General features: G+C 58.5%; 26 protein-coding genes, 1 tRNA gene and 1 riboswitch. Of the genes, 8 read left to right on the plus strand and 19 right to left on the minus strand.

The annotated features are described in order from the left end of the window. Positions 1 to 110 precede the first annotated feature (110 nt). The 12 genes from ACTG1K_RS01175 to ACTG1K_RS01230 all read right to left on the minus strand — a co-directional run bounded on the left by ACTG1K_RS01175 (position 111) and on the right by ACTG1K_RS01230 (position 8342). Positions 111 to 275: a hypothetical protein gene (locus ACTG1K_RS01175; protein ID WP_416004143.1), complete on the minus strand. Its 165-nt coding sequence runs from the start codon at positions 273 to 275 to the stop codon at positions 111 to 113. Between the two features lie 102 nt (positions 276 to 377). After that, complete coding sequence (locus ACTG1K_RS01180) at positions 378 to 548, minus strand: hypothetical protein (protein WP_270817428.1); 171 nt, start codon at positions 546 to 548, stop codon at positions 378 to 380. A gap of 332 nt (positions 549 to 880) precedes the next feature. Then, a complete protein-coding gene (locus ACTG1K_RS01185) occupies positions 881 to 1807 on the minus strand; it encodes a hypothetical protein (RefSeq protein WP_421248325.1) in 927 nt (308 codons plus the stop codon). Positions 1808 to 2747: 940 nt separating this feature from the next. Next, a complete protein-coding gene (locus ACTG1K_RS01190) occupies positions 2748 to 4712 on the minus strand; it encodes a DNA primase family protein (RefSeq protein WP_270817430.1) in 1965 nt (654 codons plus the stop codon). Further along, positions 4705 to 4962: a hypothetical protein gene (locus ACTG1K_RS01195; RefSeq protein ID WP_270817431.1), complete on the minus strand. Its 258-nt coding sequence runs from the start codon at positions 4960 to 4962 to the stop codon at positions 4705 to 4707. The genes ACTG1K_RS01190 and ACTG1K_RS01195 overlap by 8 nt, the downstream gene beginning before the upstream one ends. Continuing rightward, positions 4959 to 5123, minus strand: a complete 165-nt coding sequence (locus tag ACTG1K_RS01200) for a hypothetical protein (RefSeq protein WP_421248327.1) — start codon at positions 5121 to 5123, stop codon at positions 4959 to 4961. Before ACTG1K_RS01200 ends, ACTG1K_RS01195 begins: the two co-directional genes overlap by 4 nt. Further along, complete coding sequence (locus tag ACTG1K_RS01205; RefSeq protein WP_160171048.1) at positions 5120 to 5287, minus strand: hypothetical protein; 168 nt, start codon at positions 5285 to 5287, stop codon at positions 5120 to 5122. The genes ACTG1K_RS01200 and ACTG1K_RS01205 overlap by 4 nt, the downstream gene beginning before the upstream one ends. Positions 5288 to 5629: 342 nt before the next feature. Next, positions 5630 to 6082, minus strand: a complete 453-nt coding sequence (locus ACTG1K_RS01210; protein ID WP_043154149.1) for a hypothetical protein — start codon at positions 6080 to 6082, stop codon at positions 5630 to 5632. Between the two features lie 9 nt (positions 6083 to 6091). Then, positions 6092 to 6307 (minus strand): helix-turn-helix transcriptional regulator, encoded by a 216-nt coding sequence (locus ACTG1K_RS01215; protein ID WP_270817434.1) that lies wholly within the window; start codon positions 6305 to 6307, stop codon positions 6092 to 6094. Between the two features lie 61 nt (positions 6308 to 6368). Continuing rightward, on the minus strand, positions 6369 to 6785 hold the full coding sequence (locus ACTG1K_RS01220; protein WP_279976549.1) for a Mor transcription activator family protein: 417 nt from the start codon (positions 6783 to 6785) through the stop codon (positions 6369 to 6371). Between the two features lie 12 nt (positions 6786 to 6797). Further along, entirely contained in the window at positions 6798 to 7994 is a 1197-nt protein-coding gene (locus ACTG1K_RS01225) for a tyrosine-type recombinase/integrase (protein ID WP_440004721.1), read from the minus strand. A gap of 262 nt (positions 7995 to 8256) precedes the next feature. Beyond that, positions 8257 to 8342, minus strand: a tRNA-Leu gene (locus ACTG1K_RS01230). Positions 8343 to 8485: 143 nt separating this feature from the next. On the opposite strand from ACTG1K_RS01230, the gene ACTG1K_RS01235 reads away from it, so the two are divergent. Beyond that, positions 8486 to 9019 (plus strand): RDD family protein, encoded by a 534-nt coding sequence (locus ACTG1K_RS01235; protein WP_162518074.1) that lies wholly within the window; start codon positions 8486 to 8488, stop codon positions 9017 to 9019. Positions 9020 to 9093: 74 nt separating this feature from the next. Here the strand turns inward: ACTG1K_RS01235 and lptG are convergent, their stop codons facing one another. Continuing rightward, positions 9094 to 10164, minus strand: a complete 1071-nt coding sequence (lptG, locus tag ACTG1K_RS01240; RefSeq protein WP_164535868.1) for an LPS export ABC transporter permease LptG — start codon at positions 10162 to 10164, stop codon at positions 9094 to 9096. 25 nt (positions 10165 to 10189) lie between these two features. Beyond that, positions 10190 to 11302 carry an LPS export ABC transporter permease LptF gene (gene lptF, locus ACTG1K_RS01245; RefSeq protein WP_043821844.1) on the minus strand — a complete coding sequence of 371 codons (1113 nt, stop codon included), beginning with the start codon at positions 11300 to 11302 and terminating at the stop codon, positions 10190 to 10192. 172 nt (positions 11303 to 11474) lie between these two features. On the opposite strand from lptF, the gene pepA reads away from it, so the two are divergent. The 3 genes from pepA (at position 11475) to ACTG1K_RS01260 (ending at position 16530) form a co-directional block, all read left to right on the plus strand. Then, positions 11475 to 12983 (plus strand): leucyl aminopeptidase, encoded by a 1509-nt coding sequence (pepA, locus tag ACTG1K_RS01250; protein ID WP_005336423.1) that lies wholly within the window; start codon positions 11475 to 11477, stop codon positions 12981 to 12983. Positions 12984 to 13157: 174 nt separating this feature from the next. Then, a complete protein-coding gene (locus tag ACTG1K_RS01255; RefSeq protein ID WP_416032808.1) occupies positions 13158 to 13613 on the plus strand; it encodes a DNA polymerase III subunit chi in 456 nt (151 codons plus the stop codon). Between the two features lie 64 nt (positions 13614 to 13677). Next, on the plus strand, positions 13678 to 16530 hold the full coding sequence (locus tag ACTG1K_RS01260) for a valine--tRNA ligase (RefSeq protein WP_047437342.1): 2853 nt from the start codon (positions 13678 to 13680) through the stop codon (positions 16528 to 16530). A gap of 68 nt (positions 16531 to 16598) precedes the next feature. Here ACTG1K_RS01260 and ACTG1K_RS01265 read toward each other — a convergent pair whose 3' ends face one another. Beyond that, complete coding sequence (locus ACTG1K_RS01265; protein WP_440004722.1) at positions 16599 to 17585, minus strand: sodium:calcium antiporter; 987 nt, start codon at positions 17583 to 17585, stop codon at positions 16599 to 16601. Between the two features lie 87 nt (positions 17586 to 17672). After that, positions 17673 to 17780: riboswitch (yybP-ykoY riboswitch) on the minus strand. Between the two features lie 171 nt (positions 17781 to 17951). Between ACTG1K_RS01265 and ACTG1K_RS01270 the strand changes: the two genes are divergently transcribed. Then, positions 17952 to 18539, plus strand: a complete 588-nt coding sequence (locus ACTG1K_RS01270) for a superinfection exclusion B family protein (protein ID WP_042053457.1) — start codon at positions 17952 to 17954, stop codon at positions 18537 to 18539. A gap of 97 nt (positions 18540 to 18636) precedes the next feature. On the opposite strand, the gene ACTG1K_RS01275 is transcribed toward ACTG1K_RS01270, so the two are convergent. After that, positions 18637 to 19497 carry an AraC family transcriptional regulator gene (locus ACTG1K_RS01275; protein WP_429101652.1) on the minus strand — a complete coding sequence of 287 codons (861 nt, stop codon included), beginning with the start codon at positions 19495 to 19497 and terminating at the stop codon, positions 18637 to 18639. 4 nt (positions 19498 to 19501) lie between these two features. Further along, on the minus strand, positions 19502 to 19999 hold the full coding sequence (locus ACTG1K_RS01280; RefSeq protein WP_425854555.1) for a GNAT family N-acetyltransferase: 498 nt from the start codon (positions 19997 to 19999) through the stop codon (positions 19502 to 19504). Between the two features lie 161 nt (positions 20000 to 20160). Here ACTG1K_RS01280 and ACTG1K_RS01285 point away from each other — a divergent pair, with 161 nt between their 5' ends. Next, positions 20161 to 21609: a catalase gene (locus tag ACTG1K_RS01285; protein ID WP_201992374.1), complete on the plus strand. Its 1449-nt coding sequence runs from the start codon at positions 20161 to 20163 to the stop codon at positions 21607 to 21609. Between the two features lie 467 nt (positions 21610 to 22076). Here the strand turns inward: ACTG1K_RS01285 and ACTG1K_RS01290 are convergent, their stop codons facing one another. Next, complete coding sequence (locus tag ACTG1K_RS01290) at positions 22077 to 22394, minus strand: DUF1496 domain-containing protein (RefSeq protein ID WP_425854554.1); 318 nt, start codon at positions 22392 to 22394, stop codon at positions 22077 to 22079. Positions 22395 to 22617: 223 nt separating this feature from the next. On the opposite strand from ACTG1K_RS01290, the gene ACTG1K_RS01295 reads away from it, so the two are divergent. Then, positions 22618 to 23943, plus strand: coding sequence for a hypothetical protein (locus tag ACTG1K_RS01295; RefSeq protein WP_440004723.1), 1326 nt, complete (start codon positions 22618 to 22620; stop codon positions 23941 to 23943). Positions 23944 to 24052: 109 nt separating this feature from the next. Further along, positions 24053 to 24829, plus strand: coding sequence for a substrate-binding periplasmic protein (locus ACTG1K_RS01300; protein WP_236356121.1), 777 nt, complete (start codon positions 24053 to 24055; stop codon positions 24827 to 24829). A 12-nt stretch (positions 24830 to 24841) separates the two neighbouring features. Here ACTG1K_RS01300 and ACTG1K_RS01305 read toward each other — a convergent pair whose 3' ends face one another. Continuing rightward, positions 24842 to 25690, minus strand: a complete 849-nt coding sequence (locus ACTG1K_RS01305) for a response regulator transcription factor (RefSeq protein WP_440004724.1) — start codon at positions 25688 to 25690, stop codon at positions 24842 to 24844. Positions 25691 to 25762 lie beyond the last annotated feature (72 nt).

Here is a 25762-nt window from a genome sequence, read left to right on the forward strand (position 1 = left end):
ACATAAATTCCACTTCCAGCCGCCTCGCAGATATCAAATGCCGCGGCGTCCATGCCCCCGCAGGGGATCCCCCCGGAGGAAGGACCCACCACAAAAACACTGGGGCGAGCTCACAAACCAAACCACTTGGCATCCCAGCTACCGACGATTGCGCCCCGCTTTACCAGCTTGCGCAAAGCCGAACGCTTGGCAGATTGCCCCCCATTTGCTTTGTACTTTTTGCGGGGTTTTGTCTCTGGTTGCTGCTCTTGAGTCTCTGATAGTTCTTCTGACATAACTCGCTCTCCTTAAGTAAGTGCCCCACTTTTACTGAACTGGCTGGGGCCACCAGCGCACGACCGCGCCCCCAACCAGAGGCGCTCAGAACATCATTAGGTCTACAGACCTTTTTCCATGGCTTTGGCAGCGAATGGGCTCATGCCTATTTCAAAGCCGGTTGTTTGCTGAAAGATGGCTCTGGCCTCCTCCAGCTTTTTAAATTGATCATTTGTCAGCAAAACGGTGAGACGGCGCCACTCGTTATGCTTGTGCTCACTTTTCTTACTCATCGCGAACCCTCACCATTCATGGACCCAGTTTTTCCGAGGTGAATTACCACCTGTCTGCATCAGATTTATGTGTCGCCTTACCACGGTAGCCAAATAGCGACATGCTCTGGCAATTTGGGCATCTGTCAGCTCTGGAAATGCATTTGCCAAGTATTTGGCATCATCGGCACCGTGTATCCACCCTCGGAGGTGGCATAGCTGAACCACGGTACGTGGTGCGCCATCATCGCCATCTGGACGCGGATGAAAGGTTGCGCCCTCGATTGCCGCCAAAACCTCACTAGGTAGAGCTGTAGCCTCGTCAACACCCCCTCTCTTCCGGTTGTCCATATCTATACTCCCCCAACAGTCCAGAAAGCCGCGGGGTTAGGTAGCAGCGCTTGGGCATGACACCAGCAGGTGATCGCCATCCTTCCCGACACATCAAGGCGCTCAACTATCAAAGTGATATCTTCATGAACCGCCACAGCGGAACGAGACCAGGATCCGACCAGTGTGGGCGACATATCAGGTGTCAGCTCAGCCGGCACACCAGCAGCCCGCAACACACCATCATGACCAACAACAGCACCGGGAGCAGAAGTCCCAACGAGAGCACGAAGTTCCCCAAATTCATAACCAAGAGCAGCAACCTCACCCAGAGAAAACGCCGAGGGATTACTAGCCTCAATTGCTTTCAGCAGCACCATATCGGCAACCCTGGCCACACCCATTGCAATAGCGGCAATGGTGATATCTGCCAATTTCCCGTCTTCATATGATTTTTGTTCGGCACGGCTAGGCTCTACGCGAAAGCCGAATCCCGGCATGGTGTCCATATCAACTTCTGAACGAAACACCGGCAGTGGGGATTTTGTCAGCTCTTTATCGTCATCCACTTGAGAAAAATTTGCAGGTTCAACCAATGTGAATCCATTGGTACGGCGAGTCATAACCACATCACCGTTACCTATCGGAATTGCTTCCCCTGACTGCTCAAGAATAATGATCTTGGCACCAGCTTTGGCTACACGGCTTGCTTGCATGATTGCAGTAGGTAGCTTGGTTTTTTTCCCTGCTTCTGTGCCTAACGGGATATGGATACTGTTGTCAGCATCCGCGGCTAGGAATGGCGGTAAGGTAAGATCGCGAAGTCGCAAAGTGGATACGGATGCCGGTACCTTCGGAGTTATGTGGCGAACTGAATTATCCTGGTTGTAAGTGACGATGGCGCCAATTTGGCTTTTGGCATCATTGAGTAATGTTTGCAATTGGTTCATGGCTCTGTTCATCCTAATCGCTCTGACTGGATAACAGCTTGCCCCACGCAGCATGATTGTTTCCTCTTGGGGGATTTCCGCCTCTGGTACGACGCAATCAAAAACGTTCTGCAGGCCGGCCTTTGGCTGCCGCTTATTAACCCAGCCGTTGGCTGAGTTCCCCCATTCGCGCCCCCCCAGCTGGCAATCAGCGCACGCCCCCAGCAACACTGATCTAAATCTCCCGACTTTTCGGGAGACATAGTCGTAGTGATCGATTTGAAAGCCCATGCAGATATCAAAGATCGCGGCGTCCATGCCCCCGCAGGGGATCCCCCGGGAGGAAGGACCCAAGGCAAAATTAGGCGCCAATCAGTGGGGGGTCGGCTAAGAAATCAGCCAACCAAGGAAGGTATCCGCTTCGGCCAGATTAAGCGCGGAGTTTCAGCCCTTGGCGGACACCGGTTCGGATGGGTGACTGACGAGTTTTGCGCGGGATTTTGCCCGCGATCATTTGTTGGTCATTTTGAGCGAATAGCGTGGGGGAAACTTTTATGCCGAAATATACCCTACAAACCCTACCCAAGATGAAAGCCTTGATACGACTGGCTTTGCGCGGGGAGGGTTTAAAATTTACACCCTACCCAATCCCTACTTTTAGACCCTACCAGCAACACTGAACCAACTACTTTCCAGTGTGACGATCTCTGATCCAAAAAAGCCATCCTTCCCTATTTTGGGGAATGTTTACCTGTTTCGGGTAATGGTAGGGTTAAGGCTAAAAAGGTAGGGTTTAGGTAGGGTTAAAAAATAATATCCCTACCTCTTTAAATCCCTTATGCAGCATGGCTTTCAGTGATTCGGGTAGGGTTTGTAGGGTTCATTTGCAAAAGTCCTACGTATATGGCGGCGATAAGCATAAGGGCCACACTCGGCAGCCCTCATTTACTTCTGGATGGCGTCATTCATTCCCAACATCGGCAGCCTGGGGCATGAACTGTTCTGCCGCCTCGGTCGGTGTAACGTTCGTTTGGGCCTTGCCCTTGATCGTCCTGCTGCTGTACTGGGTGCCGTACTCCTTGGCCGCCGCTTTGACCGCTCGGGTAAATCCCTGAACGGATAGCGGACGACCCAGTCCGTGATAATCCATGAATGCAAGGTAGAGGTGATAGAGATAGCGTCTTGGCTCTCGCTTGATCTCCGGATTACCTCCCATCATCAGGCCCTTGGGCTCATCGAGAAAAGCCACCAGCCCGCAAAGATCGATCACCGGATCCGTGGCCCGCTTGATGGTAAGAGCGTCTCCTGAATTGCGTTGCTCCAGCAATAGCAGGCGCGCGCGTTCCGGATCTGTGAATAGGGTAAGTAGGTGGCGGATCACCACCGGCAGCTCTGCCGCTATCTTCTCTCCCAATAGCGGGTCTTTGTCGGTCTCTCCCACGACCCGGTTAAAGGTAAAAATCACCCTTCGGCGGGATACTCCCCCATTACGCTCGGTAATGATCATCGGCTCGTTGTTGGTCACCAGTACCACCGCCTTAATGACCGCGCCGTACTGCTTCTCATACTTGCCATCGATCTCAACCATATCCCCGCCAGTGATGGCCTTGATGCCGCTGCCATCGCCAATGTATTTGGATTGGTCCGGTAAGGCGATCAGCCGCTTGTCTACGAACTGGGCTCGCCCTCTGGCAGTATCCAGGGAGGCCATATTGCCGGACCCAGTATTGCGCGGGCCACCAGCAAGCAGGGTCGCAATCCGTGCAAAGATGCTCTTACCGCTGCCACCCTCCCCGGTCACCTCAAGGAATAGCTGCCAGTCATAGCGGTTGGCCAGCACCATAAACAGAGCGGCCTTGATGCGATCCATTTTGGCAGCATCATCCTCTGCAGCGTGTCTCAACCACTTGGTGAAGCTGGGCGCGTGGTGCTCGATACATTCATCAGGTAGCGGAGCTGCGTACTCAATACCATTGTGGTTCAACAGGCCATCAGCTGGAGAGTGAGGACGGAACCCCCGAGCCTCCATGTCATAGACCCCATTGGCAAATCCGATCAGATCTTGGCTTGGTTGCCCCATTACCGGGATCATCAACTTCATGGTCGATACTGCAGCCCCAATCCCCTTGTCACTGAACGGAGCTCCATGCTCAGTGAAAATAGCGGCCATCTCCCGGCGCAGTTCGGTATCTGACAACGGCCCCCACAAACTGCCGTCATAACGATACACACGCTCAGCCTCGATATTTATCGCAACCTCCCCCAAGCGCTCCACCAGCAGAGCCGCCCGTTGGCTGGCGCTCATTTTGTCGATCATGACCTCCTTGGTTGCGGTCAGCCCGTTGGCTTGATGCTGGTCACTCCAATCTCCTGAAATCTCAGGAACAGCTGCCTGCCCCGCGATAGCGGCGGCGGATTGCTTGGCCTTGGTATTGCCCTGGTTGCCGCTCACCAGATCCAGCGTCTGCTCGAAGTCCACCACATCCACCAGTTGCCAAGGCTGGGCATTCTGGCCATAGTTGCCGCGGTAAAGCTCGGCCTTAGGCGCTTGCTTGCGCAATGCCAAGATCAGCCGCTTGGCTTTCTCTGGTGCCAAGTTGCCGAACTGGTGAACGATGACGCGCTCTGTGGCATCCCGATCGGCCATTTTGTAGAGCTCGCCCCCTTCATCCAGTTGGACCGGACGAACATATAACGCCTGCTCTGGCTCAAACTCTGGATCTATCGGGTTATCTGCCGCGATGGCGTCATTATGGGCTCGCTGCAGCGTGGCTCTGATCTCCGCATCTCGGTTGGCTTGTTCACCGGTGTGGATGACGATCACCTGCATCTTGTCCAGGCCTTTGAAGTTGAGGAAGGCACCTGCCCTGGATGGAAGGCTGTTTTGATGGTCGACCGCCTCCACCAGCGTGTTGATCTCACTCATTGCAACCCCCTGTCAGCACGGCCACCAGCTCCTTGAAAGCCCGTTCATCCAATCCGGCTTTCAGTTCCCGGGCTTGCTTGGCTGTCACCGCTACCGCGGCGCCGTTGGTCTGTGCAATAAACCGATCTCGATCTGTTCGCCAGTTGAATGCGCTCAGGCTGCCAACTTGTGAACGTTTGCCGGTGCGTGGGTTGATAGGGCCGGTGAAGGTGGGCTGTTCACTACCGTTTGCCCATGCGAAGTAGATCATGCCTTGCCCCCCTTATTGGTTGGCTTGTAGGGGTACTCATCAGGCAGGTTGATCAGTGTCACCATCACCGGCTTGCCATCCACTATGCGGCGCACACGGCGCATGGAGAGGTCTGCCAGCTCGGCCAAAAACTCGGGGCTCTTCTGCTTGGTCGTTCTCATGCCTTGGCCCTCCCAGACGGAGTGCGGGACATGAATACCAGAGGCAGGCCAGCCAGAGCGATACGGGCTTGGGCTTCGGTGTCAGCAACGGCGGTAATGGTGCGGATACGGCGCAGGTCTGCCAGCCGGCAGGCGCTCGAGGCGATCAGGAAGGTGAAGATCATTTGGGGTATTCCTTGTTCGTTGAACAAGGCGGATCGGGTAGCCGCAAGACAGTGCCGGAACAAAGGAACGGCACAGTGGGGGCGTTTTCTTTGGCTCCCGACCCATGCCCCCAAAATCGGATAGATCCCCGGCAGGGTGCCGGAAATGGGGGAAGAGGTGCGAATTGTCCTTTGTTCAGTCTCTGCTTGCGGGTGTCTAATCCGCCAGCCATGCCGCCACTTGTCTAAGGTGACGACAGGAAAGATCGTACCGTGTCGCACTGTATCAAGCAACCCCATACGACTAACTTTGGGCAAGGCCTCGCCCTGAGCGTTGCGCCCATTAGTTCTCATGTTCATGGCTTACCCCTCGTTTGGCTGGCTGGTGGACATGCCAGGGGAATGAATGGGGAAGCGAGCTAGGTAGCTGGCAACCTGGCCTTGTGATATAGACACGGCGCCGCGCTGCTTACGTTTCAGGTTGATCAGTTCCACCAGCTTCCGAGCTTGGTCGCGGTCTGCAACCCAATACCGTTTGAGGTGCGTTACTCCATCACCACTGTGATGATGACTAAAAAGCTCATCACTAATAGCGATCCCGTGATCGCGACGCAAGTCGCTGATTGAGTTGCGAGCGTTGAGGTCATGCAAACGAGCAAGAGCTGATAGTGAACTGATACCTTGGGGACCATTCTCTACCAAGTGAAGGGCCACCAGCTCGAGCTTGGTAGCGCCTTTGGCTGGCTTGATGTTATGATCCCTTTGCTTACTAGGGGTCGTGCCGTTCTGCGGTGCGGCCTTTTCTTTTTTGCTCATCTCCGCCCCCTACGCAGCTTTGCCTTGTGCGCCAATCCAGGCGTGTACTTCTTCAGCGCGCCAAGCGGTGATCCGTTCTGACAATTTTACTGGTTGAGGGAATGATCCATCTTTTACCTTTCGCCAAAGCGTGGCAGATGAAAAACCCAGATGAGGAAGCATGGCCGCAGAGCGGACAAATCCTGTTGAAGGGATAGCTGGGATTTGGTGTTGCGTGGATTTCATATTGTGAGCCTCATTGAATAGCCGTGATTCGGCTTGATTCGTAAGGTCACATGTAGAGGCGTTATGGTTCCTCTTGGGGGATTTCCGGATCTCGTTCACTGGTGGCTTTTTTGAGGATGTTGCGCACCTGCCGGTCTGACATGTCAAACGACCAGGCCACGGCCTTTTGTGAGGCCCCCCTCTTAACCATGTCTATGACTGCCTTATTCCTGAACGTCAAATAGTGATCATGGCAGATCGGCGGGTAGAGAATTTCACCCCCAAAAGCCTCAACTAGCTTAGTGGCTAGTTCAACACCAATAATCTTGGCTAGAGCATGATCGGATTTGATTTTTTTTGGCACGTACAGAATTACGTGGGTTTGCTTTTTTGTTTTACACCTTGGTAGCTGCCCGATTAGCTGAAAAGTTTTTTCAGTGCCGATAACATCGGCAATTTCACGAAAACTGTCAGGAGCCCTTGATAAATCAAATGTCATGCTACCGCCTCTCTAACGATTCACTAGATGTACGGTACCACCCTGTTGAGATTCATAGAAATCAGCAAGCCACTGCAGTAGTTTGCGGCGGTCGTCCAGGTACTCGGCCCGGTGATAGGCAGCCCGCACCTTATTGCGTTCAGCGTGGGCCAGCTGGCGCTCGATAACGTCCGGATCAAAGCCCTCTTCGTTCAAGGTGGTGGATGCCAGAGCCCGGAACCCATGAGGAGTAGCAACACCCGCATACCCCATCCGTCCCATCGCATAGCTCAGGGTGTTCTCACTCATGGGCTTGGTCAGGTTGCGCTCACTGGGAAACAACAGTTCACAATGACCGGTGAGCTGGTGGAGCTCATCAAGGACAGCCAGCGCCTGCCGGGATAGTGGGACGATATGCTCTGAACGCATCTTCATCCGCTCAGCAGGGATCCGCCACTCTGCCCGCTCCAGGTCGAATTCATCCCAGCGGGCAAAGCGCACCTCGCCCGGGCGGGTCATGGTCAGCCTCAGCAGATGGAAAGCAAGGCGAGTAGCAGGGTTCAGTGGCTCAACAGCAAGACGGCGGTAGAACTCTGGCAGTTCCGCCCGGGGCAATGCCGGCCGGTGTTCTTTCTTGGCGGCTTTGAGTGCCCCTTTCAGGTCTTGAGCTGGGTTGTAGCTGGCTCGGCCTGTCTGGATGGCGTAACGCATGATGGCACTGATCCGCTGCAGCACTCGCCCAGCTGTTTCGGTCGCTCCGCGCTTCTCAACTTTCCGCAGAGCCTCCAGCATCATGGGGGCGGTCAGTTCAGCAACAGGAACAAGCCCAAGATCGGGGAAGGCATCGACCTCCAAGGATTCGATTACCCGAGTGGCGTGACCTTGGCTCCAACGGGCAAGCTGGCTTTGGTGCCACTCCCGCGCCAATGCTTCGAAACTGCTTTCGCTGGCCAGCCGACTAGCAACCTTGCTTTGCTTGCGGACCAAGCCGGGATCAACGCCATCGGCGATCAGGCGGCGGGCATCATCCCGCTTAGCTCTCGCCTCTTTCAGTGACACCTCGGGATAGACACCCAGGGCAAGCGCCTTCTCTTTGCCACCATGGCGATACTTGAGCCGCCAGTACTTACCAGACTGATTGACCAGCAGGAACAGTCCCTTCTCATCGGAAAGCTTCTGAGGCTTGCCGCTGAACTTGGCTTGCCTGGCTGCGGTATCGGATAACGGCATGGGGGTATCTCCCGTCTCTGCTTGGGGGTACTTATCGCATGCTGGGGACAAAAAGTGGACACTCGGCGGGCCTGTAACGGCGCGGGCTGGTGGCCTGAGGGGGTACTTTTTACCCCCATCTGGACTGATACCCCCAGATGTACCCCCGGCAATGGGGGTATGTCATGAGGCTATATGATACGACAGGAAATAACAAAAAACCCGCAGAGCCTTAAGCTATGCGGGTTTCAGGTCTGCCGTGATACGGCATGAAACTGTAATATGGTGCCCGGGGTCGGACTCGAACCGACACGGTTATTCACCGGCGGATTTTGAATCCGCTGCGTCTACCGATTTCGCCACCCGGGCAACTGCGAAGGATTATACGAATGGCGCGATGCCATGCAAGGTGTTTTTCGATTGAACACTCCCGTTTGTTCATTTATTCAACGCCTTGCCGATGCGGGGCCAGTTACATAGAATGCCGCCATCATCTTAATGGAATAAAAACGATGGCCAAGCCTAAAAAAGTCCAACAAAAATCCCCCTCTCCCGCCACTCAGCCATACCCGTCAGCGGGTCTGCTGCGTCGCCTCGGCGCCCTCATCTATGATGCGCTGGTGGTGACTTCGCTGCTGATCATCGCTGGCTTTATCGGCATGGGTGTCGCCAAGCTGCTGCTGGTTACCGGCATGGCAAGCGTACCGGCGGGTGAAGATACCGTCTGGTTGCTGACCCGCCACCACCTGAGCCTGATCTACACCCTGTGGCTCGCCTTCGTCATCTGTGGTTTCTACACCTGGTTCTGGACCCGCGCTGGCCAGACCGTCGGCATGCGTGCCTGGCGGCTGCGCATTCAGAACGAGGATGGCAGCCACATCCGCGTTACCCAGGCGCTGATCCGTCTCGCTACCGCCGCCTTTGGTCTGGGCAACCTGATGTGCCTCTTCAACCGCCAGCGTCCGCGGGCGTTTCAGGATATCTGGGCCGAGTGCGAAGTGGTCGTGCTGAGCAAGCAGGAAAATCTGGAATTGCTTAACAAATAATCCCGGATCAATGCAGCAACGAAAGAGGGCACCAACAGGTGCCCTCTTTGCATTTCCTCATAACCTCGTGCGGATTACTGCTTGCGGCTGAGGATGTAGAAGGAGATACCGCCAAACAGCAGGCTGGGCGCGATAGCCGCCAGAATGGGCGGTACCGCATAGACCAGACTGATGGGGCCAAACACCCGATCACTCACATAGACGGCAAAGCCGGTCATGATCCCCATCAGCATCCGAGCCCCCATGCTCACCGAGCGTAGCGGGCCAAAGATGAAGGAGGAGGCCAGCAGGATCATCGCCACCACCGAGAGCGGTGACAGCAGTTTGCGCCACATCTCCAGCTTGTAGCGACCGGCATCCTGCTTGTTGGCATCGAGATAGCCGATGTAGTCGAGCAGACCGGAGACCGAGAGGTTCTCGGGGTCGATACTCACCACCCCCAGCTGTTTGGGCGTCAGCTCCGAGCTCCACTCCATCTTGTCGTGCTGTTCGCTGCGGATCTGCGCCGGGTCGTCGAAGCGGGTAACCTGGGTCTGCTTGAGCAGCCAGTGGTGACGCTCGAACACACCCTCCTGCGCCTGCACCACATCGATCAGCTTGCGCTCGGGGGTGAAGCGATAGAGGGTGATGCCGGTGAGGGCGCCATCGTTGCGCACCCCGTTGATATTGACGAAGTTGTTGCCATCGCGAGCCCACACCCCATAAACAGAGATAGTCAGACGTCCTTCGGAAATCGCACCAGCTCTAATATCTTCGGCCATCCGCTTGGCGATAGGGGCCACATATTCCCCCATCAGCCCCACCATGATCATCAGCGGGATCGCCGTCTTGAGCGCCGCCATTACAATACTGATCTTGGAGCGACCCGCCGCCTGCATCACCACCAGCTCGGAGCTGGTCGCCAGCTGACCCAGACCAATCAGGCCACCCAGCAGCGCGGCCAGCGGGAAGAAGAGCACCGCCTCCTTGGGCATGGAGAGCAGCACATAGTAGAGGGCGTTGATCATGTCGTAGTTGCCGTCACCGACCGACTTGAGCTGCTCCACATACTTGATGAGCCCCGCCAGACCAACGAGCGTGATTTCACACAGCAGGATCGACATGAAAATGACCCGACCGATATACCTATCGAGAATGCCAAACATCAGCAGAAGTTCCTATGTTGCAGCATCATGCTGATTTTCTGTTGAAATAGCGCCCTTTCACCCCGTTCCACCAGCTGGTGCCCTGCAGATTGAGGGGCAGGCCGATAAACAGCAGGTAACCGAGCGGCACCAGAAACATCCCCGGCCAGTAGGGCAGCCGACCGCTGTCGATGGCCGAACGGGCGGCACTGAGCAGCAGGAAGTAGGAGAGATAGAGCATGATGGCCGGCAACAGCTTGGCGTAGCGCCCCTGACGGGGGTTGACCCGCGCCAGCGGTACCACCAGCAGGGTGAGCACCGGAATGGAGAGGGGCAGCGAGATACGCCACTGCAATTCCGCCATCATGGCGTTGTCCTGGGTACCGAACAGTTCCATGGTCGGCTTGGCCGCCGCCTTGCGGTTGGAACGCTCCATCTCTTGCTGGCGGATCACCAGACCATATTCGCGAAAATCGGAGATCTGGAACTGCTTGCCGGAGAAGTTCCCTTCGTAACGGGAGCCATCCATCAGGGTCAGCCACTGCAGACCGTTCTCATCGACTGTCACCACCCCTTCGGTCGCCACCACCACCGAGGGAGGATTGTTCCCCTCCGCCCGCTGCAGCACGAAGATCTTTTGCAGTTTTGAGCCGTTGTCGTTCAAATCCTGGATATAGGCAACCAGACGCCCCTTGTCGAGCTCCATAAAGCGGCCCGCCTGCAGGAAGGAGATACCCGGATCCGCCTTGAACTCGTCGATCACCTGATACTCGCGCTCCTTGGCTTGCGGGGCGATCCAGCCGGTGTTGAACGCCGCGACCACCGCCGTCAGCAAGGCCAGCAACATGGCGCTGCGCATCACGAAACGGTGGCTGAAGCCGACCGCATGCATCACCGTCATCTCGCTTTCGGCGTAGAGGCGACCATGGGCAAACAAAATGGCTAAAAAGAGACTGATAGGCAGCATCAGCAGCGCCATATTGGGCAAGTTGAGCAGCAGCAGGGTGGAGACCAGACGTGTCGGCACCTCGCCATCGGCGGCGTCACCGATGATCTTGATAAATTGTTGGCTGACAAAGATAAGCAGCAATACGAATAACACTGCCAGCTGGGTTTTCAGGGTTTCCCTGAACAAATATCGGAAAACGATCACAGTCATTCCCAAGTAAACTTGTGTTTTTAGTCGAATGCCTGAAAAATAGGGCCGTATATTGGATTTTTACCAGTTTGAACTGCGGAGCCTGTGGCTGTTCGCTCCGCCTCTGATACCCCAACAAGCACCGCATTATTCAATAAAAGGTGCCTTTTGTCTTTAGGATGTAGGAGATTCCATGGAGTTCAGTGTAAAGAGTGGCAGTCCAGAGAAGCAACGGAGCGCCTGCGTCGTAGTCGGCGTATTTGAGCCTCGTCGCCTCTCTCCGGTTGCCGAACAACTGGACAAGATCAGCGATGGCTATATCAGTTCGCTGCTGCGCCGTGGCGACCTGGAAGGGAAACCAGGCCAGATGCTGCTGCTGCATCAAGTACCGGGCGTGCTCAGCGAGCGCGTACTGCTGGTCGGATGCGGCAAGGAGCGGGAACTCGACGAACGCCAGTACAAGCAGATCATCAACAAGACCATCACCACCCTGAACGAAACCGGATCCATGGAAGCGGTTTGCTTCCTCACCGAGCTGCACGTCAAGGGTCGGGATACCTATTGGAAGGTGCGCCAGGCGGTAGAAACCACCAAGGCGGGCCTCTACAGCTTCGATCAGTTCAAGACCAACAAGGCCGAGCCACGTCGCCCGCTGCGCAAGCTGGTATTCAACGTGCCGACACGTCGGGAACTGACCATTGGTGAAAAAGCCATCGCTCACGGTCTGGCCGTGGCCAAGGGTGTGCGGGTCTGCCGCGACGTAGCGAACATGCCGCCCAACGTCTGCAACCCGGCCTATCTGGCCTCCCAGGCCCGTCGTCTGGCCGATGCCTACGACAACATCACCACCAAGGTGGTGGGCGAGCAGGAGATGGCCGAGCTCGGCATGAACTCCTATCTGGCGGTGGCGCGCGGCTCCGACAACGAAGCCATGATGGCCATCATCGAATACAAGGGTCATCCGGATGCCAAGCCCATCGTGCTGGTCGGCAAGGGTCTGACCTTCGACTCCGGCGGCATCTCCATCAAACCGGCCGACGGCATGGACGAGATGAAGTACGACATGGGTGGCGCCGCCTCCGTGCTCGGTACCATGCATGCGCTGGCCCAGCTGCAACTGCCGATCAACGTCATCGGCGTACTGGCTGGCTGCGAGAACATGCCGGGTGGCAACGCCTATCGTCCGGGTGACATCCTCACCTCCATGTCCGGCCAGACCATCGAAGTGCTCAACACCGATGCGGAAGGTCGTCTGGTGCTGTGTGATGCGCTGACCTATGTGGACCGCTTCGATCCGGAAACCGTGATCGACGTGGCGACCCTGACCGGTGCCTGCGTTATCGCGCTGGGCCACCACACCTCGGGTCTGCTGGCCAACCACAACCCGCTGGCCCACGAGCTGCTCAACGCCTCCGAACAGGCGGGTGATCGCGCATGGCGTCTGCCGCTGTTCGACGAGTATCAGGAGCAGATCGACAGCCCGTTCGCCGACATGGCCAACATCGGCGGTCGCCCTGCCGGTACCATCACTGCAGCAGCCTTCCTGTCACGCTTCACCAAGAAGTACAACTGGGCCCACCTGGATATCGCCGGGACAGCCTGGAAGAGTGGCAAGGACAAAGGCTCCACCGGTCGTCCGGTGCCCCTGCTGACCCAGTTCCTGCTGAACCGGGCTGGCGTGGATATCGAAGAGAAGGAGTAACTTCCCTGCCCCTTTCGATGAATGTATCGGAAGCCAGGGAGTTGCCCAGTACCACAAGGAAGAGGCCCGCCTCTTCCTTGTTTCATTCTTGAATCAGTGAGCTGCGGACGGGAAACGCCCCGCGAGCCTCATGAGGCGGTCAATAGTCCGTCACTGCAACACGGGATCAACCTGATGAGCCAAGTGACCTTTTACCTGATGAGCGAACAGGATGACGCGCAGGCCTCTGCGGTCGAGCGACTGGCCTGCACCCTTGCGGCCGAGTCGTGGAGCGCGGGCCATATCTACCTGTTCTGCGACGATGAGGCTCAGGCTCTGCGCCTCGACGAGCTGCTGTGGCAGCTGCCGCCGGAGCGCTTCGTGCCGCACCAGCTGCAGGGCGAAAGCGGCATGGCTCCGGTGGAGATCGGCTATCAACCGCCGAAACGACGCTACTCCCGCCTCATCAATCTGGCCACTGCGACACCTTTGTTTGCAGGACACTTCGCTCAAGTGGTAGATTTTGTCCCCACTGACGAAACACAAAAGCAGCAAGCCCGCGAGCGCTACAAGCACTATCGCCAGGCAGGCCATACCCTCGAAATGAGGGATCAGCCCGTCCTTGCCGCACAGGATCCGGCGCAGCCCTGACTGCAACCAATTGATCCATAAAGAATCAACACCAGACTCCATCCATCCAGATTACGGCGAGACCATGGAAAAGACTTTTAATCACAACGCCATCGAACAGGCGCTCTATCAGCACTGGGAAGCCCAGGGTTACTTCAAGCCCCACGGCGACACCAGCAAAGACTCCTTCTGCATCATGATCCCGCCGCCGAACGTCACCGGCAGCCTGCACATGGGTCACGCCTTCCAGCAAACCCTGATGGATACCCTGATCCGCTACAACCGCATGCAGGGCAAAAACACCCTGTGGCAGGCAGGTACCGACCACGCCGGTATCGCTACCCAGATGGTGGTTGAGCGCAAGATCGCCGCAGAAGAGGGCAAGACTCGCCACGATTACGGCCGTGATGCCTTCATCGACAAGATTTGGCAGTGGAAGGAAGAGTCCGGTGGCACCATCACCCGCCAGATGCGCCGTCTGGGCGACTCCGTGGATTGGGAGCGCGAGCGCTTCACCATGGATGAGGGTCTCTCCGCCGCCGTGCAGGAAGTGTTTGTTCGTCTCTACGAAGATGGCCTGATGTACCGCGGCAAGCGTCTGGTGAACTGGGATCCGAAACTCAACACCGCCATCTCCGATCTGGAAGTGGAAAACCGCGAGATCAAGGGCCACATGTGGCACCTGCGCTATCCGCTGGCCAACGGCGCCAAGACTGCCGAAGGCAAGGATTACCTGATCGTCGCCACCACCCGTCCGGAGACCATGCTGGGCGATACCGCCGTGGCCGTGAACCCGGAAGACCCGCGCTACAAGGCGCTGATCGGCCAGCACATCCTGCTGCCGCTGGTGAACCGTCTGATCCCCATCGTTGCCGACGAACACGCCGACATGGAGAAGGGCACTGGCTGCGTGAAGATCACCCCGGCTCACGACTTCAACGATAACGAAGTGGGCAAGCGCCACAGCCTGCCGATGATCAACATCTTCACTCTGGACGCTCACGTGCGTGCCGAGGCCGAAGTGGTCGATACCAACGGCAACCCGAGCACTGCCTACGACGCCGCCCTGCCGGCCGAGTTCGCCGGTCTGGAGCGCTTCGCCGCCCGCAAGGCGATTCTGGCCAAGCTGGAAGAGCTAGGTCTGCTGGACGAGATCAAGGATCACGTGCTGCAACAGCCTTACGGCGATCGCGGTGGCGTGCCCATCGAGCCGATGCTGACCGACCAGTGGTACGTGCGCGTGGCACCGATGGCCAAGACCGCCATCGAAGCGGTGGAAGATGGCCGCATCCAGTTCGTGCCGAAACAGTACGAAAACATGTACTTCTCCTGGATGCGCGACATTCAGGACTGGTGCGTCTCCCGTCAACTGTGGTGGGGTCACCGCATCCCGGCATGGTATGACGACGCCGGCAACGTCTACGTTGGCCGCAGCGAAGATGAAGTGCGCGCCAAGCACAGCATCCCGGCCGTAACCGTACTGCGTCAGGACGAAGACGTGCTCGACACCTGGTTCAGCTCCGCTCTGTGGACCTTCTCCACTCTGGGCTGGCCTAACAACACCGAGGCACTCAAGACCTTCCACCCGACCGACGTGCTGATGAGCGGCTTCGACATCATCTTCTTCTGGATTGCCCGGATGATCATGATGACCATGCACTTCATCAAGGACGAAAACGGCCAGCCGCAAGTCCCGTTCAAGACCGTCTACATCACAGGCCTCATCCGTGACGAAGAGGGCCAGAAGATGTCCAAGTCCAAGGGCAACGTGCTGGACCCGCTCGACATGATCGACGGCATCTCGCTGGAAGATCTGCTGGAGAAGCGCACCGGCAACATGATGCAGCCGCAGATGGCCGAGAAGATCGCCAAGCGTACCGCCAAGCAGTTCCCGGAAGGGATCGATGCCCACGGTACCGACGCCCTGCGCTTCACTCTGGCCGCGCTGGCCTCTACCGGTCGTGACATCAACTGGGACATGAAGCGCCTGGACGGCTACAACAACTTCTGCAACAAGCTGTGGAACGCCTCCCGCTATGTGCTGATGAACACCGAAGATCAGGATTGCGGCTTCAACGGCGGCGAGATGCAGTTCAGCCTGGCGGATCGCTGGATCCAGTCCCAGCTGCAAGTGGCCATCCGTGACTTCCGTACCGCCCTCGATACCTACCGCTTCGACATCGCGGCTGGCGTGCTGTACGAATTTATCTGGAACCAGTTCTGTGACTGGTATCTGGAGCTGACCAAGCCGGTGCTGACCAAGGGTTCCGAGGCCGAGCAGCGCGCTGCCCGCCATACCTTGGTGACTGTGCTGGAAACCCTGCTGCGTCTGGCCCACCCGATCATCCCGTTCATCACCGAGACCATCTGGAAATCGGTCGCCCCGCTGGCTGGCGTACACGCCGACACCATCATGATTCAGGCCTTCCCGGAGTTCGACGCCGCCAAGGTGGACGAAGCCGCGATGGCGGATCAGGAGTGGGTGAAGGAGTTCATCGTCAGCATCCGCAACATCCGCGCCGAGATGAACGTGGCACCGAGCGTGCCCCTCAACGTGCTGCTCCAGTGCGATGCCAAGGATGCCCAGCGCGCCGCTGACAACGAGGCCTTCCTCAAGTCGCTGGCCCGTCTGGAGTCCATCCGCGTACTGGCAGACGGTGAAACCGCCCCGCTGTCAGTGAAGAAGCTGATCGGTGCCACCGAGCTGATGATCCCGATGGCCGGTCTCATCGACAAGGATGCCGAACTAGCCCGTCTGGCTAAAGAGGTTGCCCGTCTGGTCGGCGAGTGCGGCCGTATCGAAGGCAAACTCGGCAACGAAGCCTTCGTCGCCAAGGCGCCGGAAGCGGTCATCGCCAAAGAGCGCGAGAAGCTGGAAGATTACCGTCTCCAGCTGACCAAGCTGGAAGCCCAGCAGGCCGAAATCGCCGCGCTGTAAGCGCAGCGTCCAACCGATACAACAAAGCCCCCTGCCAAGGGGGCTTTTTCATATCCGCGCTTCCCGTTTCAGCTCACCAGCAGCCAGCCGCAAAAACCGAGATAGAGCAGACCGACCAGCGCCAGCCGTCCGGCGGTCATGCTTCCTTTTCTGAACCCCCACCAGAGCACCCCCACCGCCAGCAACGTCACCAGCGAGGAAGCCATCATGGCGCCATCCAGCAGCCAGGGGGTGAAGAGCAGACAGAACGCCTTGGGGATGGTGCCCTGGATCATCATGGCCCCGGAGATATTGGCCAGCGCCAGCCGGTTCTTGCCCTGCCGCACCCAGATCAGCACGTTCATCAGCTCCGGCATCTCGGTCGCCACCGGACTCAGCAGCAGGGCCGCCAGCACCGGAGAGAGGCCAAACAGCTCGCCCATGCTCTCCAGCTGATGGACAAACAGCTGGGCCGCCAGCGCTACCACCACCAGCGCAGCCAACGTCTGCAGCAACACCTTGCCAACGGGCGGGATCCCGGCATCGGGTGCCAATTTGAGGGGCTCCGGCAATTCGACTTCGTGGCTGTCACTCTGTTTCAGCTCGCGCCTTACATAGACGAGGTAGACCAGCAGGAAGAGCGGGGCCAGCCAGCTCTTGCCGGTGAAGGCGACCAGCCCCAGCGCGGTCGCCACCAGAAAGATGCCGATAAACCAGCGCTGATCCCGGCCAATCTCGCGCTGCACCTCGCCATCGATGGCCCGTTCGGTACGCCCCATGCAAAGCAGCAGGGTGAGGCCGACTGCCGCATAGCCGATGGTCGCCAACACCAGCGGCCCGCCAAGGGCGGCGCCAATGCCGATCTCCTGCTGGGCGGTTGTGTTGCCCATCAGCAGAGCGGTCAGGGTCACGATACACTCGGGTAGCGCCGTACCCAGTGCCGCCAGCAGCGAACCGGTGGCGCTTTGGGAGAGTTTGAAGTGGTGGCCGGTCCACTCGATGCCGTTGACGAAGTATTCGCAGGCAAGGTAGATGGTGACCGCAGAGACGAGAAATAACAGCAGGGTAATCAACATAATAGATACCGCCAGGCGAGCAGAATAACCGATGGACCCGACATGGCTCGCCCGGCTGGCGTGCATATCGAGGCCAAAGGTCTTGCAGAGCGATAGTGCCTATCGCCGCCCATGCCATGGATGCGAGGATCCAAGAGTGTTGACATGGGCCCGGCCCGGAATGCGGGCGGGTTGCTACTCCCCAATGACTGAGGGGACGTTTTAGCAACTCGCCCCCCGCCTCACAAGGCAAATTAATGACAATTCATTCAATAAGTTGTAAGGGAATGTAACCTCGCCAGCGCCCCTCCCCACCGCCATTGCGCTGTTGGCACACCGATTGCTGTAGGTAGTTCACTATCCACAACAGTTTGGGAAGGATGAACAATGAAACGGTGGATCCAACATTTCTATCAACTGAACCGCCTCAATTGGCTGATGGTCTGGTTGTTGCTCTGCTGCAGCATCATTCTGCTGTTTCCGGCCGGGCTGATGAAAGGGGCCGTCAGCCAGTGGGCTGCGGATCATGCTGCCTGGCTGGGAGTCGGCATGCTGATCGCCATCTCCTACTTCTGCAGTCAGGGCTTCCTGATCGCCTGGGAGTGGGCGTGCGAAGAGTGGCAGGCGCGCCGTCAGCAGGACCAGCTGGCCCAGATGATCGGCTTCCTCGACTTCAACGAGAAGGCGGTACTGCGCGAGTTCGTGCTGCAGCGTAAAAGCGTCATAAACTTGCCGATCACCGAGCCCGCCGTCAAAAACCTGATGGATGCCGGCGTCCTCACTTACGCCTACGGCAAACCGACGCGCGAGAAAGAGGACGAGAACCAGATCCGCGCCCTGATGATCGCCCTGCCCGCCCGACCGCTGCTCACCTACAAGGTGCTGGGACTGTCGCGCGGCAAGATGAGCGACGAGCAGGTGGAGCAGATCATGAATGCCAGACCCAAGTTCGCCCAGAAGGGGTTCCAGCGCTAACCGCCGCCCCATCCGCCAGATGCACAAGAGCCGGACACTGTCCGGCTCTCTCGTTTCTGCGCGACATGATGTACCGCTCAGCTTCCCCTTCTGCGCCCTACCCCTTGAGACTGGAGCAAAAGCTGACATCGTCCTGCACCGGATCATCGCTCATGCTGTGATAAAGCTCGAAGCAGGGACCATTGCCAAACTCCAGCCCGGCAGCAACGATGTCGCCGATATGCTCCTGCCAACGAGGGCCATACTGACTGCGGTCGGTAATAAGATAACGGGACTGGGCGTAACGACCGGCGGGAATAATCTGGATCTCGACCGCACCCATCCCCACCGTCCCCGCAGGCACCGTCACCCCGATGTCAGTGCGACACTGGGCTGGCGGAGTCACCTCGGGGTTATCGTGATAGATGAAGATCCACTCCCCACCTTCCAGACCGCGGGCGCTGGCCCACTGATGCAGCTGACTACAAACGGGACCATACCCCTCGCCATAGGGGCCGGTGACACGTATATAAGCCAGAGTGCGGGCGTCCATCTCGATGGTTTTCATGGTATTGCTCCTTGCTGATGAGTGACCCTCAGCATAAGGATTAGGCAGCACAAGTGCGTGTCCATCCTTGCTCATCAAGTGTCCATTCTTGCTCTTGTCGCGGCGAAACTCTCCCGGCGTGCAACCATAGTAACGGCGAAATACCTTGGCAAACGCCTGGGAGCTGGCGAGCCCCGCCCCCAACGCAATGGCCGTGACACTGGCATCGGTATAGCAGAGCTGCCAAGCAGCCCGCTGGATGCGCAGACGACGACACATCTCCCCGGGCGTCTCCCCCGCCACAGCCGTAAACACCCGGTGAAAATGGTAGAAAGACAAGCAGGCACTGCTTGCCAGCGTTTCGATGGAGAGATCGGGATTCTGCTCCAGCGCCCGGATCACCGGGCGCAATCTGGCATGATAATCGACCATACCGTTAGCGACTGGCGCCCCCCGAGACTCTGGCCATATAGAGTGCATCCACATAGCGCCCCTGGCGGAAGGCATAGTCACGGGCCAACCCCTCCTGCGTGAAACCGAACTTGCGATAGAGCGCCTGTGCGGGCTCATTGTCGGTATAGACGGTCAGCTCAATCCGGTGCAGGTTGAGCCAGTTATCGGCCAGATCCAGCGCCGCGGCCATCAGGGCAGAGCCCACCCCTTTGCCAGCCCAGTCATCCCGTACCCCCATACCGATCCCGGCCACATGCTTGCGTCTGGGATTGGGTTCTACGTGCAAGGAGATCTGGCCCACCAGCAGCCCCTCTACCTCCGCCACCAAGGCGACCACATCACTGCCCTCCAACCGCTTCTGCCACTGGCTAAGGGGAGGTGTGGGCAGGTGCAGAGTGCCCGCCTGAGCATTGGGCATGGAATAGAGATCCCGCAAGGCGGGGGCATCAGCGGGTTCGGCATGACGGATAGTAATCTGCATATGAGGCTCCTTCTCGAAACCTCCATCATGCAATATCCAGCGCGGTTACACATCCCCCACCTGCACCCATTTGTCTTGCCTATCAAAGGGCGAGGAAAGGCCCATTGGCCGAGCACGGTGCAGATCCGTAGGCTGACCCCATATCAACAAGGAGAGAAGCCATGACTGACAAGACCCTGCACAGCGCCAACGGCGCCCCCGTCGTCGACAACAACAACAGCCTCACCGCCGGTTCGCGCGGCCCCATCCTGATGCAAGACATCTGGTTGATGGAGAAACTCGCCCACTTCGACCGCGAGCGCATTCCCGAGCGGGTGGTTCACGCTAAGGGCTCGGGCGCCTACGGCACCTTTACCGTGACCCACGACATCAGCCAGTTCAGCAAGGCCGATCTGTTCAGCGCCATCGGCAAGCAGACTCCTGTATTCCTGCGTTTCTCCACCGTAGCTGGTGAGAAGGGCGCCGCCGATGCCGAACGCGATGTGCGCGGCTTCGCCCTCAAGTTCTATACCGAGCAGGGCAACTGGGATCTGGTTGGTAACAACACCCCGGTATTCTTCATTCGCGATCCGCTTAAATTCCCCGACTTCATCCACACCCAGAAGCGGGATCCGCGTACCAACCTGCGCAGCGCCACCGCCGCCTGGGACTTTTGGTCACGCCATCCGGAATCCCTGCATCAGGTCACCATACTGTTCAGCGATCGCGGCATCCCCAAGAGCCTGCGGGAGATGAACGGCTACGGCAGCCACACCTTCAGCTTTATCAACGATGCCAACGAGCGCTTCTGGGTCAAGTTCCACTTCAAGACCGAGCAGGGCCACAGCTTCTACACCGATGAAGAGGCCGCCACCGCCGTCGGGCAGGATCGGGAGACCAGTCAGGCGGATCTGTTCAATGCCATCGAGCGGGGCGACTTCCCGCGCTGGAAGGTCTATGTGCAGGTGATGCCGGAGGCCGAAGCTCAGACTTACAACATCCACCCGTTCGACCTGACCAAGGTGTGGCCGCACAGCGACTACCCGCTGATCCCGGTGGGCGTGCTGGAGCTCAACCAGAACCCGGACAACTACTTCGCCCATGTGGAGCAGGCCGCCTTTACCCCGGCCAACGTGGTGCCCGGTATCGGCTTCTCGCCGGATCGCATGTTGCAAGGGCGGCTCTTCTCCTACGGTGACACCCAGCGCTATCGCCTCGGCGTCAACCACGGTCTGCTACCGGTCAACGCCCCGCGCTGCCCGTTCCATCACGGCGCCCATCGTGACGGTGCCATGCGAGCGGACAGCAATGGCGGCGCCAGCCCCAACTATCAGCCGAACCGTTTCGGTACCCAACAGCCGAGCGAGCAGCACGAACCGGCGCTGAGTCTGGAAGGGGCCGCCCTGCACTACGACTTCCGTGACTACGACAGCGACTACTACAGCCAGCCGGGCAACCTGTTCCGCATCATGGACGAGGGGCAGCGCTCGCGGCTCGCCGCCAACCTGGCCCGCTCCCTTATCAATGTGGAGGATGACGCCATCGTCGCAGCCCAGCTCAAACACTTCGAGCAGGCCGACCCCGAGTACGCCAAACGGGTCGAACTGGCACTGGCCGCCTTGCAGCGCTAAGCCGCAAGCAGGCAACATCTGCAAAAGCAAAACGGGGGCCTGATGGCCCCCGTTGTTATTCTGCTAAGAGTAATAAACGCAAAAACGGAGCCCGAGGCTCCGTCTTTTCAATACAGTATCCACCCCTTACGGAACGCGCTTCACGCCTTCCCGCTCCCTTGCCAACAAGGGTTTGAACCACCCGTTACGGCAACCAAGCTGTGCATTGGAAGAGTACTGCCGATCTGGTGATAAATACAAAACGGAGCCCGAGGCTCCGTTTTTCAATCCAGTATCAATCCCTTACGGAACGCGCTTCGCGCTCTTCCCGCTCCCTTGCCAACAAGCGTTTGTACCACCAGCTACTGCGACGACGTTGTGCATTGGAAGAGCGACGAGCCATTTCTTAGGTTCCAGCCAAGAGAAGAAAGGAGCTGCATTATGCGACAGGGATCACGTCCATGTCTTTAGCTGGATCAAGAAAAGCCTCACTGACCCACGGAAATCGTCTTTTGATCTTTCGCACCACGGGTGGCAGGCAACACCACCGCAGGAGAGCGCCAGGCCAACGGGCCATTGCTCTCGAGGTCGTTCTGCGGGCCGCACTCCAGCCAGCTATCTCCCTGCAGAATACGGGCCCCTTCGGAATATTTCTGATCCGCAAACCAGCAGACCCGCTCGGGCAATGAGCCCAGCGGCAACACCAGCTCGGGACTGGCAGAGTCGCCCACCACAGTGGTTTTGGACGCGGCCAGAGCGGGGGCGAGCCAGAGGGAGGCCAGCAGGCAGAGCAGTACATTTTTCATGAGGGGGATCCTGTTTCGATGGGAGGCATTCTCGAAGAGTCGACCAGCCCCGGGGTTTACTTGACTGACAATCATACTGCCTGCTGGCATTGTGGAACCAATATGGTAGCCTGCCAGCGTCTGCGGGCAGTCTCTCGCTGCCACGCGCAAACTTCCGGTGAATTTGTCACGTCCCGACAAAATATAACCTTATTTATCAAATCGTTATTTGGATATTATCCCAATGCGTATCATGCCGTTTCTTCAGGCGGCCTGCCTGAGCCTGATGTTGTCCGCCTGCGTTGCCCCATTGCTGATGATGAGCCCCACCAGCCAGCTGATGTGGGCCCTGCTCAAGCCGCTGGTCGGCTTTGACCCGAACGAGGTCAATCTGTTCGAACAACCCCTGATCAAGGATCGGATGACCGCCATCCTTGGCCCCAACTACGACAGCACCATGCAGTTGCTCAAGACTGCCGACAAGTTACAGCAGGAGGGACCGCTTTTCTATGTGGTCTCCGAGTATGCGCCCGTGCCGGATATTGCCAAGCAGGCGGGGATGGTGTGGAACTCGCAAACCAACCAGATGTCGGTATTGCTGCAAAAAGGGGATGGCACCACCCAGACCTTTGGCGAAAATCTGGCGGGCACGGCACCGACCTGGCCAACCGCTATGCAGGGCTGGCAGACCCCCACCAACCAGCTCACCCCGGCGGCCAATGCCCTGACCGGTGCGGCAACCAGTCAGAGTGACACCTCCCCCTTCTCCCTTGGCAGCGCGCTGGGCACAGTGACCCGCGGCGTCACCGGCTCGCTGACCAACAGCGCAAGTCAGACTATCAGCGGCGCAGCCTCCCACGCCACCAGACAGGCCACCGGACAGGCCACCGGACAGGCCACCCAAGCGGTGAGCCAAAGTGCGACCGATCTTACCCGCACTGCAACCACCGCAGTCACTGCGCCAGCCAAGCAGACGGTGAGCAGCACCGCTGCCACAGTGGCGCAAGAAGCCACCAAGGCCGTTGCCGTTCCTGCCAAGCAAGCCGTCAGTAGCGCCGCTGCGGCCGCGACCCAAGAAGCCACCAAGGCCGTTGCCGCTCCTGCCAAGCAAGTCGTCAGCAACGCCGCTGCGACCGCGACCCAAGAAGCCACCAAGGCCGTTGCCATTCCTGCCAAGCAAGCAGTCAGCAGCGCCGCTGCGACCGCAACGCAAGAAGCCACCAAGGCCGTTGCCGCTCCTGCCAAACAAGCAGTCAGCAGCGCCGCTGCGACCGCAACGCAAGAAGCCACCAAGGCCGTTACCGCTCCTGCCAAACAAGCAGTCAGCAGCGCCGCTGCAACCGCGACGCAAGAGGCAACCAAGGCCGTGGCCGTTCCTGCCAAACAGGCAGTCAGCAGTGCCACCTCTACCGTGACGCAAGAGGCAACCAAGGCCGTTGCCGAACCAGCCCGGCAGGCCGTCAGTGCCGCATCCAATACGGCCGGAGAGAGCGTCGCCGATGCCGCCAGAGCGGCGGAAGCCAAGGCTCGCGCCAAGGCAGAAGCAGAGATGGAAGCCCTGCTCAAATAAACCGACAGGCCACCGCAAGGTGGCCTGTTTTTTATCCCGCTACCGGATCATGACGTTATGGAAAAGGCCACATAGACTGTTAGGTAACTACCCGCACAAGGAGTGCATCATGCGTCGTCTGCTCCCTGCTCTCGCTTCTCTCGCCCTGTTTATCGCGCTCCCGGCTCCGGCACTTATCTACTATTCGGAGCAAAACATGCCGCTCAATGGCCAGGATAAAAATGGTCAGCCTGTGGGGTTGGCGGTCGAGTTGCTGCGCCTGATGTGGCGTGAAATGGGGGAGCCGGAGCACCCCATCCACTTTCTGCCCTGGGCCCGCGGCTGGTATCTGCTGACCCAGCAGCAAGAGGCTGTGCTCTTTACCACAGCGCATACCAAGGAGCGGGATCCCCACTTCCTCTGGGTCTGCCCCATCAGCCATTCTAGGGTCGCGCTGGTCGGCCGCAAGCAGGATGCCCCCAAAGTGGCCAGCAAAGCGGATCTCGCCAAGCTGCAGATCGGCGTGATGCAGGCGGATGTCGGGGAGCAGTTGTTGCTCAACCGCGGGATCAGCCCGGGCAATATGATGTCGGTGGAGCGCATGGATCAGGTGGTGCGCCAGCTCATCATGGCACGCACCGATCTGGTGGCGGGCAACGAGGTGATGCTGCGCCATCAGGCCAAGGAGCTGGGTTTCCCCAGCGAGGATTTTGTCACCGTCGCGATTATTGAAGAGCAGGATAACTGCTTCGCCTTCAACCTGAGGGCAGACAAGCAACAGGTTGCCCGCCTGCAACAGGCGCTGGACAAGGTCAGACAGGGGGATGAATACAAGCAGCTGATGAAGCGCTACCAGTTGCTCAGTATCCTGCCCGAAACCACTCCCACCATCCCGCGCATCGAGTAACTCCGGCCCGCCCTATGGCGGGTTCTCTTTATCTCCCGCCGATGACGCCTGTGATGCCTCCACCGGAGCCGTAATGAGGTGGTTCAGAAAGAGATTGAACAGCTCGGCCCGCGAGCCGAGCCGCAACTTGCCGTAGAGGTGCTTGCGGTGATTCTTCACCGTGCCACTGCCAATCCCGAGCTCCGCGGCAATCGCCTCGGTATCCAGCCCCTGTAGCAGCAGCTCCGCCACCTGCCGCTCACGCCGGGTGAGCAGATCCCCCCCGACACTCGCCATAGCCTGCTCCACCGCACTCCGGAGGCTGGTGCTGTCTGGCAGCGCAGTGCTCTGGGCCAACAGCGGCTGGCTCTGCCGCCACTGCTGACGACAGAGCGAATGTACCAGCGGGAACAGCTGCTCCAGCCTCGCCAGCTCGTCACGACTGAGGGTACTGCGCTTGTCGAGGCGCCCCAGAAACAGCATCAGCGTCAGCCCGTCCCGCACCGGCAGGATCAGCCCCACCTCCTCCTGCCAGCCGGTGGCCTGATAGAAGTGGTGGCGATATTCGGGATCGAGCCGCCCTTGGGAGACCTGCGCCAGCGTCCAGACGCCGGCAGGCAAGCCCTGCTCCAGCGCCTGCATAAAGGGATCCTGACTGAAGTGGCTGGTGAGGTAGCGGTCAAACAGCAGAGCCCGCTGATGATTGAGGTTGTCGTAGAGGTAGACGGGGCGCTGCCCCACCCCGAGCAGCAGGGCGCAATCAAACGCCACCTGTTGCTGGATCAGCCGCACCAGCGCCGCCGCAAAGGCGCTGCTGTGAAGGGCATCGACCACCTCGGTCATGCTGCGGGTCAAGGCATCTGTGGTGGATGGCTGGGTCATGGTGACACGTTTCCGGTGACGGGGAGCGATTCCCCGCTATGGCTGAATGCTAGCACGAGAGTGGCAAAACTG

Origin of the sequence: Aeromonas sp. 102P (assembly GCF_051920345.1) — a bacterium.
GTDB lineage: Bacteria > Pseudomonadota > Gammaproteobacteria > Enterobacterales > Aeromonadaceae > Aeromonas > Aeromonas veronii.

Bases quoted from the DNA above. Each gene is read 5' to 3' on its own strand.
- ACTG1K_RS01280 (WP_425854555.1), bottom strand. From the start codon at position 19,999: ATGCAGATTACTATCCGTCATGCCGAACCCGCTGATGCCCCCGCCTTG.
- ACTG1K_RS01200 (WP_421248327.1), bottom strand. From the start codon at position 5,123: ATGAGAACGACCAAGCAGAAGAGCCCCGAGTTTTTGGCCGAGCTGGCA.
- ACTG1K_RS01225 (WP_440004721.1), bottom strand. From the start codon at position 7,994: ATGCCGTTATCCGATACCGCAGCCAGGCAAGCCAAGTTCAGCGGCAAG.
- ACTG1K_RS01260 (WP_047437342.1), top strand. From the start codon at position 13,678: ATGGAAAAGACTTTTAATCACAACGCCATCGAACAGGCGCTCTATCAG.
- ACTG1K_RS01290 (WP_425854554.1), bottom strand. From the start codon at position 22,394: ATGAAAAATGTACTGCTCTGCCTGCTGGCCTCCCTCTGGCTCGCCCCC.
- ACTG1K_RS01210 (WP_043154149.1), bottom strand. From the start codon at position 6,082: ATGAGCAAAAAAGAAAAGGCCGCACCGCAGAACGGCACGACCCCTAGT.
- ACTG1K_RS01190 (WP_270817430.1), bottom strand. From the start codon at position 4,712: ATGAGTGAGATCAACACGCTGGTGGAGGCGGTCGACCATCAAAACAGC.
- ACTG1K_RS01180 (WP_270817428.1), bottom strand. From the start codon at position 548: ATGAGTAAGAAAAGTGAGCACAAGCATAACGAGTGGCGCCGTCTCACC.
- ACTG1K_RS01270 (WP_042053457.1), top strand. From the start codon at position 17,952: ATGAAACGGTGGATCCAACATTTCTATCAACTGAACCGCCTCAATTGG.
- ACTG1K_RS01235 (WP_162518074.1), top strand. From the start codon at position 8,486: ATGGCCAAGCCTAAAAAAGTCCAACAAAAATCCCCCTCTCCCGCCACT.
- ACTG1K_RS01295 (WP_440004723.1), top strand. From the start codon at position 22,618: ATGCGTATCATGCCGTTTCTTCAGGCGGCCTGCCTGAGCCTGATGTTG.
- lptF (WP_043821844.1), bottom strand. From the start codon at position 11,302: ATGACTGTGATCGTTTTCCGATATTTGTTCAGGGAAACCCTGAAAACC.
- ACTG1K_RS01255 (WP_416032808.1), top strand. From the start codon at position 13,158: ATGAGCCAAGTGACCTTTTACCTGATGAGCGAACAGGATGACGCGCAG.
- ACTG1K_RS01220 (WP_279976549.1), bottom strand. From the start codon at position 6,785: ATGACATTTGATTTATCAAGGGCTCCTGACAGTTTTCGTGAAATTGCC.
- ACTG1K_RS01195 (WP_270817431.1), bottom strand. From the start codon at position 4,962: ATGATCTACTTCGCATGGGCAAACGGTAGTGAACAGCCCACCTTCACC.
- ACTG1K_RS01265 (WP_440004722.1), bottom strand. From the start codon at position 17,585: ATGTTGATTACCCTGCTGTTATTTCTCGTCTCTGCGGTCACCATCTAC.
- ACTG1K_RS01285 (WP_201992374.1), top strand. From the start codon at position 20,161: ATGACTGACAAGACCCTGCACAGCGCCAACGGCGCCCCCGTCGTCGAC.
- ACTG1K_RS01305 (WP_440004724.1), bottom strand. From the start codon at position 25,690: ATGACCCAGCCATCCACCACAGATGCCTTGACCCGCAGCATGACCGAG.
- ACTG1K_RS01205 (WP_160171048.1), bottom strand. From the start codon at position 5,287: ATGATCTTCACCTTCCTGATCGCCTCGAGCGCCTGCCGGCTGGCAGAC.
- ACTG1K_RS01275 (WP_429101652.1), bottom strand. From the start codon at position 19,497: ATGGTCGATTATCATGCCAGATTGCGCCCGGTGATCCGGGCGCTGGAG.
- lptG (WP_164535868.1), bottom strand. From the start codon at position 10,164: ATGTTTGGCATTCTCGATAGGTATATCGGTCGGGTCATTTTCATGTCG.
- ACTG1K_RS01185 (WP_421248325.1), bottom strand. From the start codon at position 1,807: ATGAACCAATTGCAAACATTACTCAATGATGCCAAAAGCCAAATTGGC.
- ACTG1K_RS01175 (WP_416004143.1), bottom strand. From the start codon at position 275: ATGTCAGAAGAACTATCAGAGACTCAAGAGCAGCAACCAGAGACAAAA.
- ACTG1K_RS01300 (WP_236356121.1), top strand. From the start codon at position 24,053: ATGCGTCGTCTGCTCCCTGCTCTCGCTTCTCTCGCCCTGTTTATCGCG.
- pepA (WP_005336423.1), top strand. From the start codon at position 11,475: ATGGAGTTCAGTGTAAAGAGTGGCAGTCCAGAGAAGCAACGGAGCGCC.
- ACTG1K_RS01215 (WP_270817434.1), bottom strand. From the start codon at position 6,307: ATGAAATCCACGCAACACCAAATCCCAGCTATCCCTTCAACAGGATTT.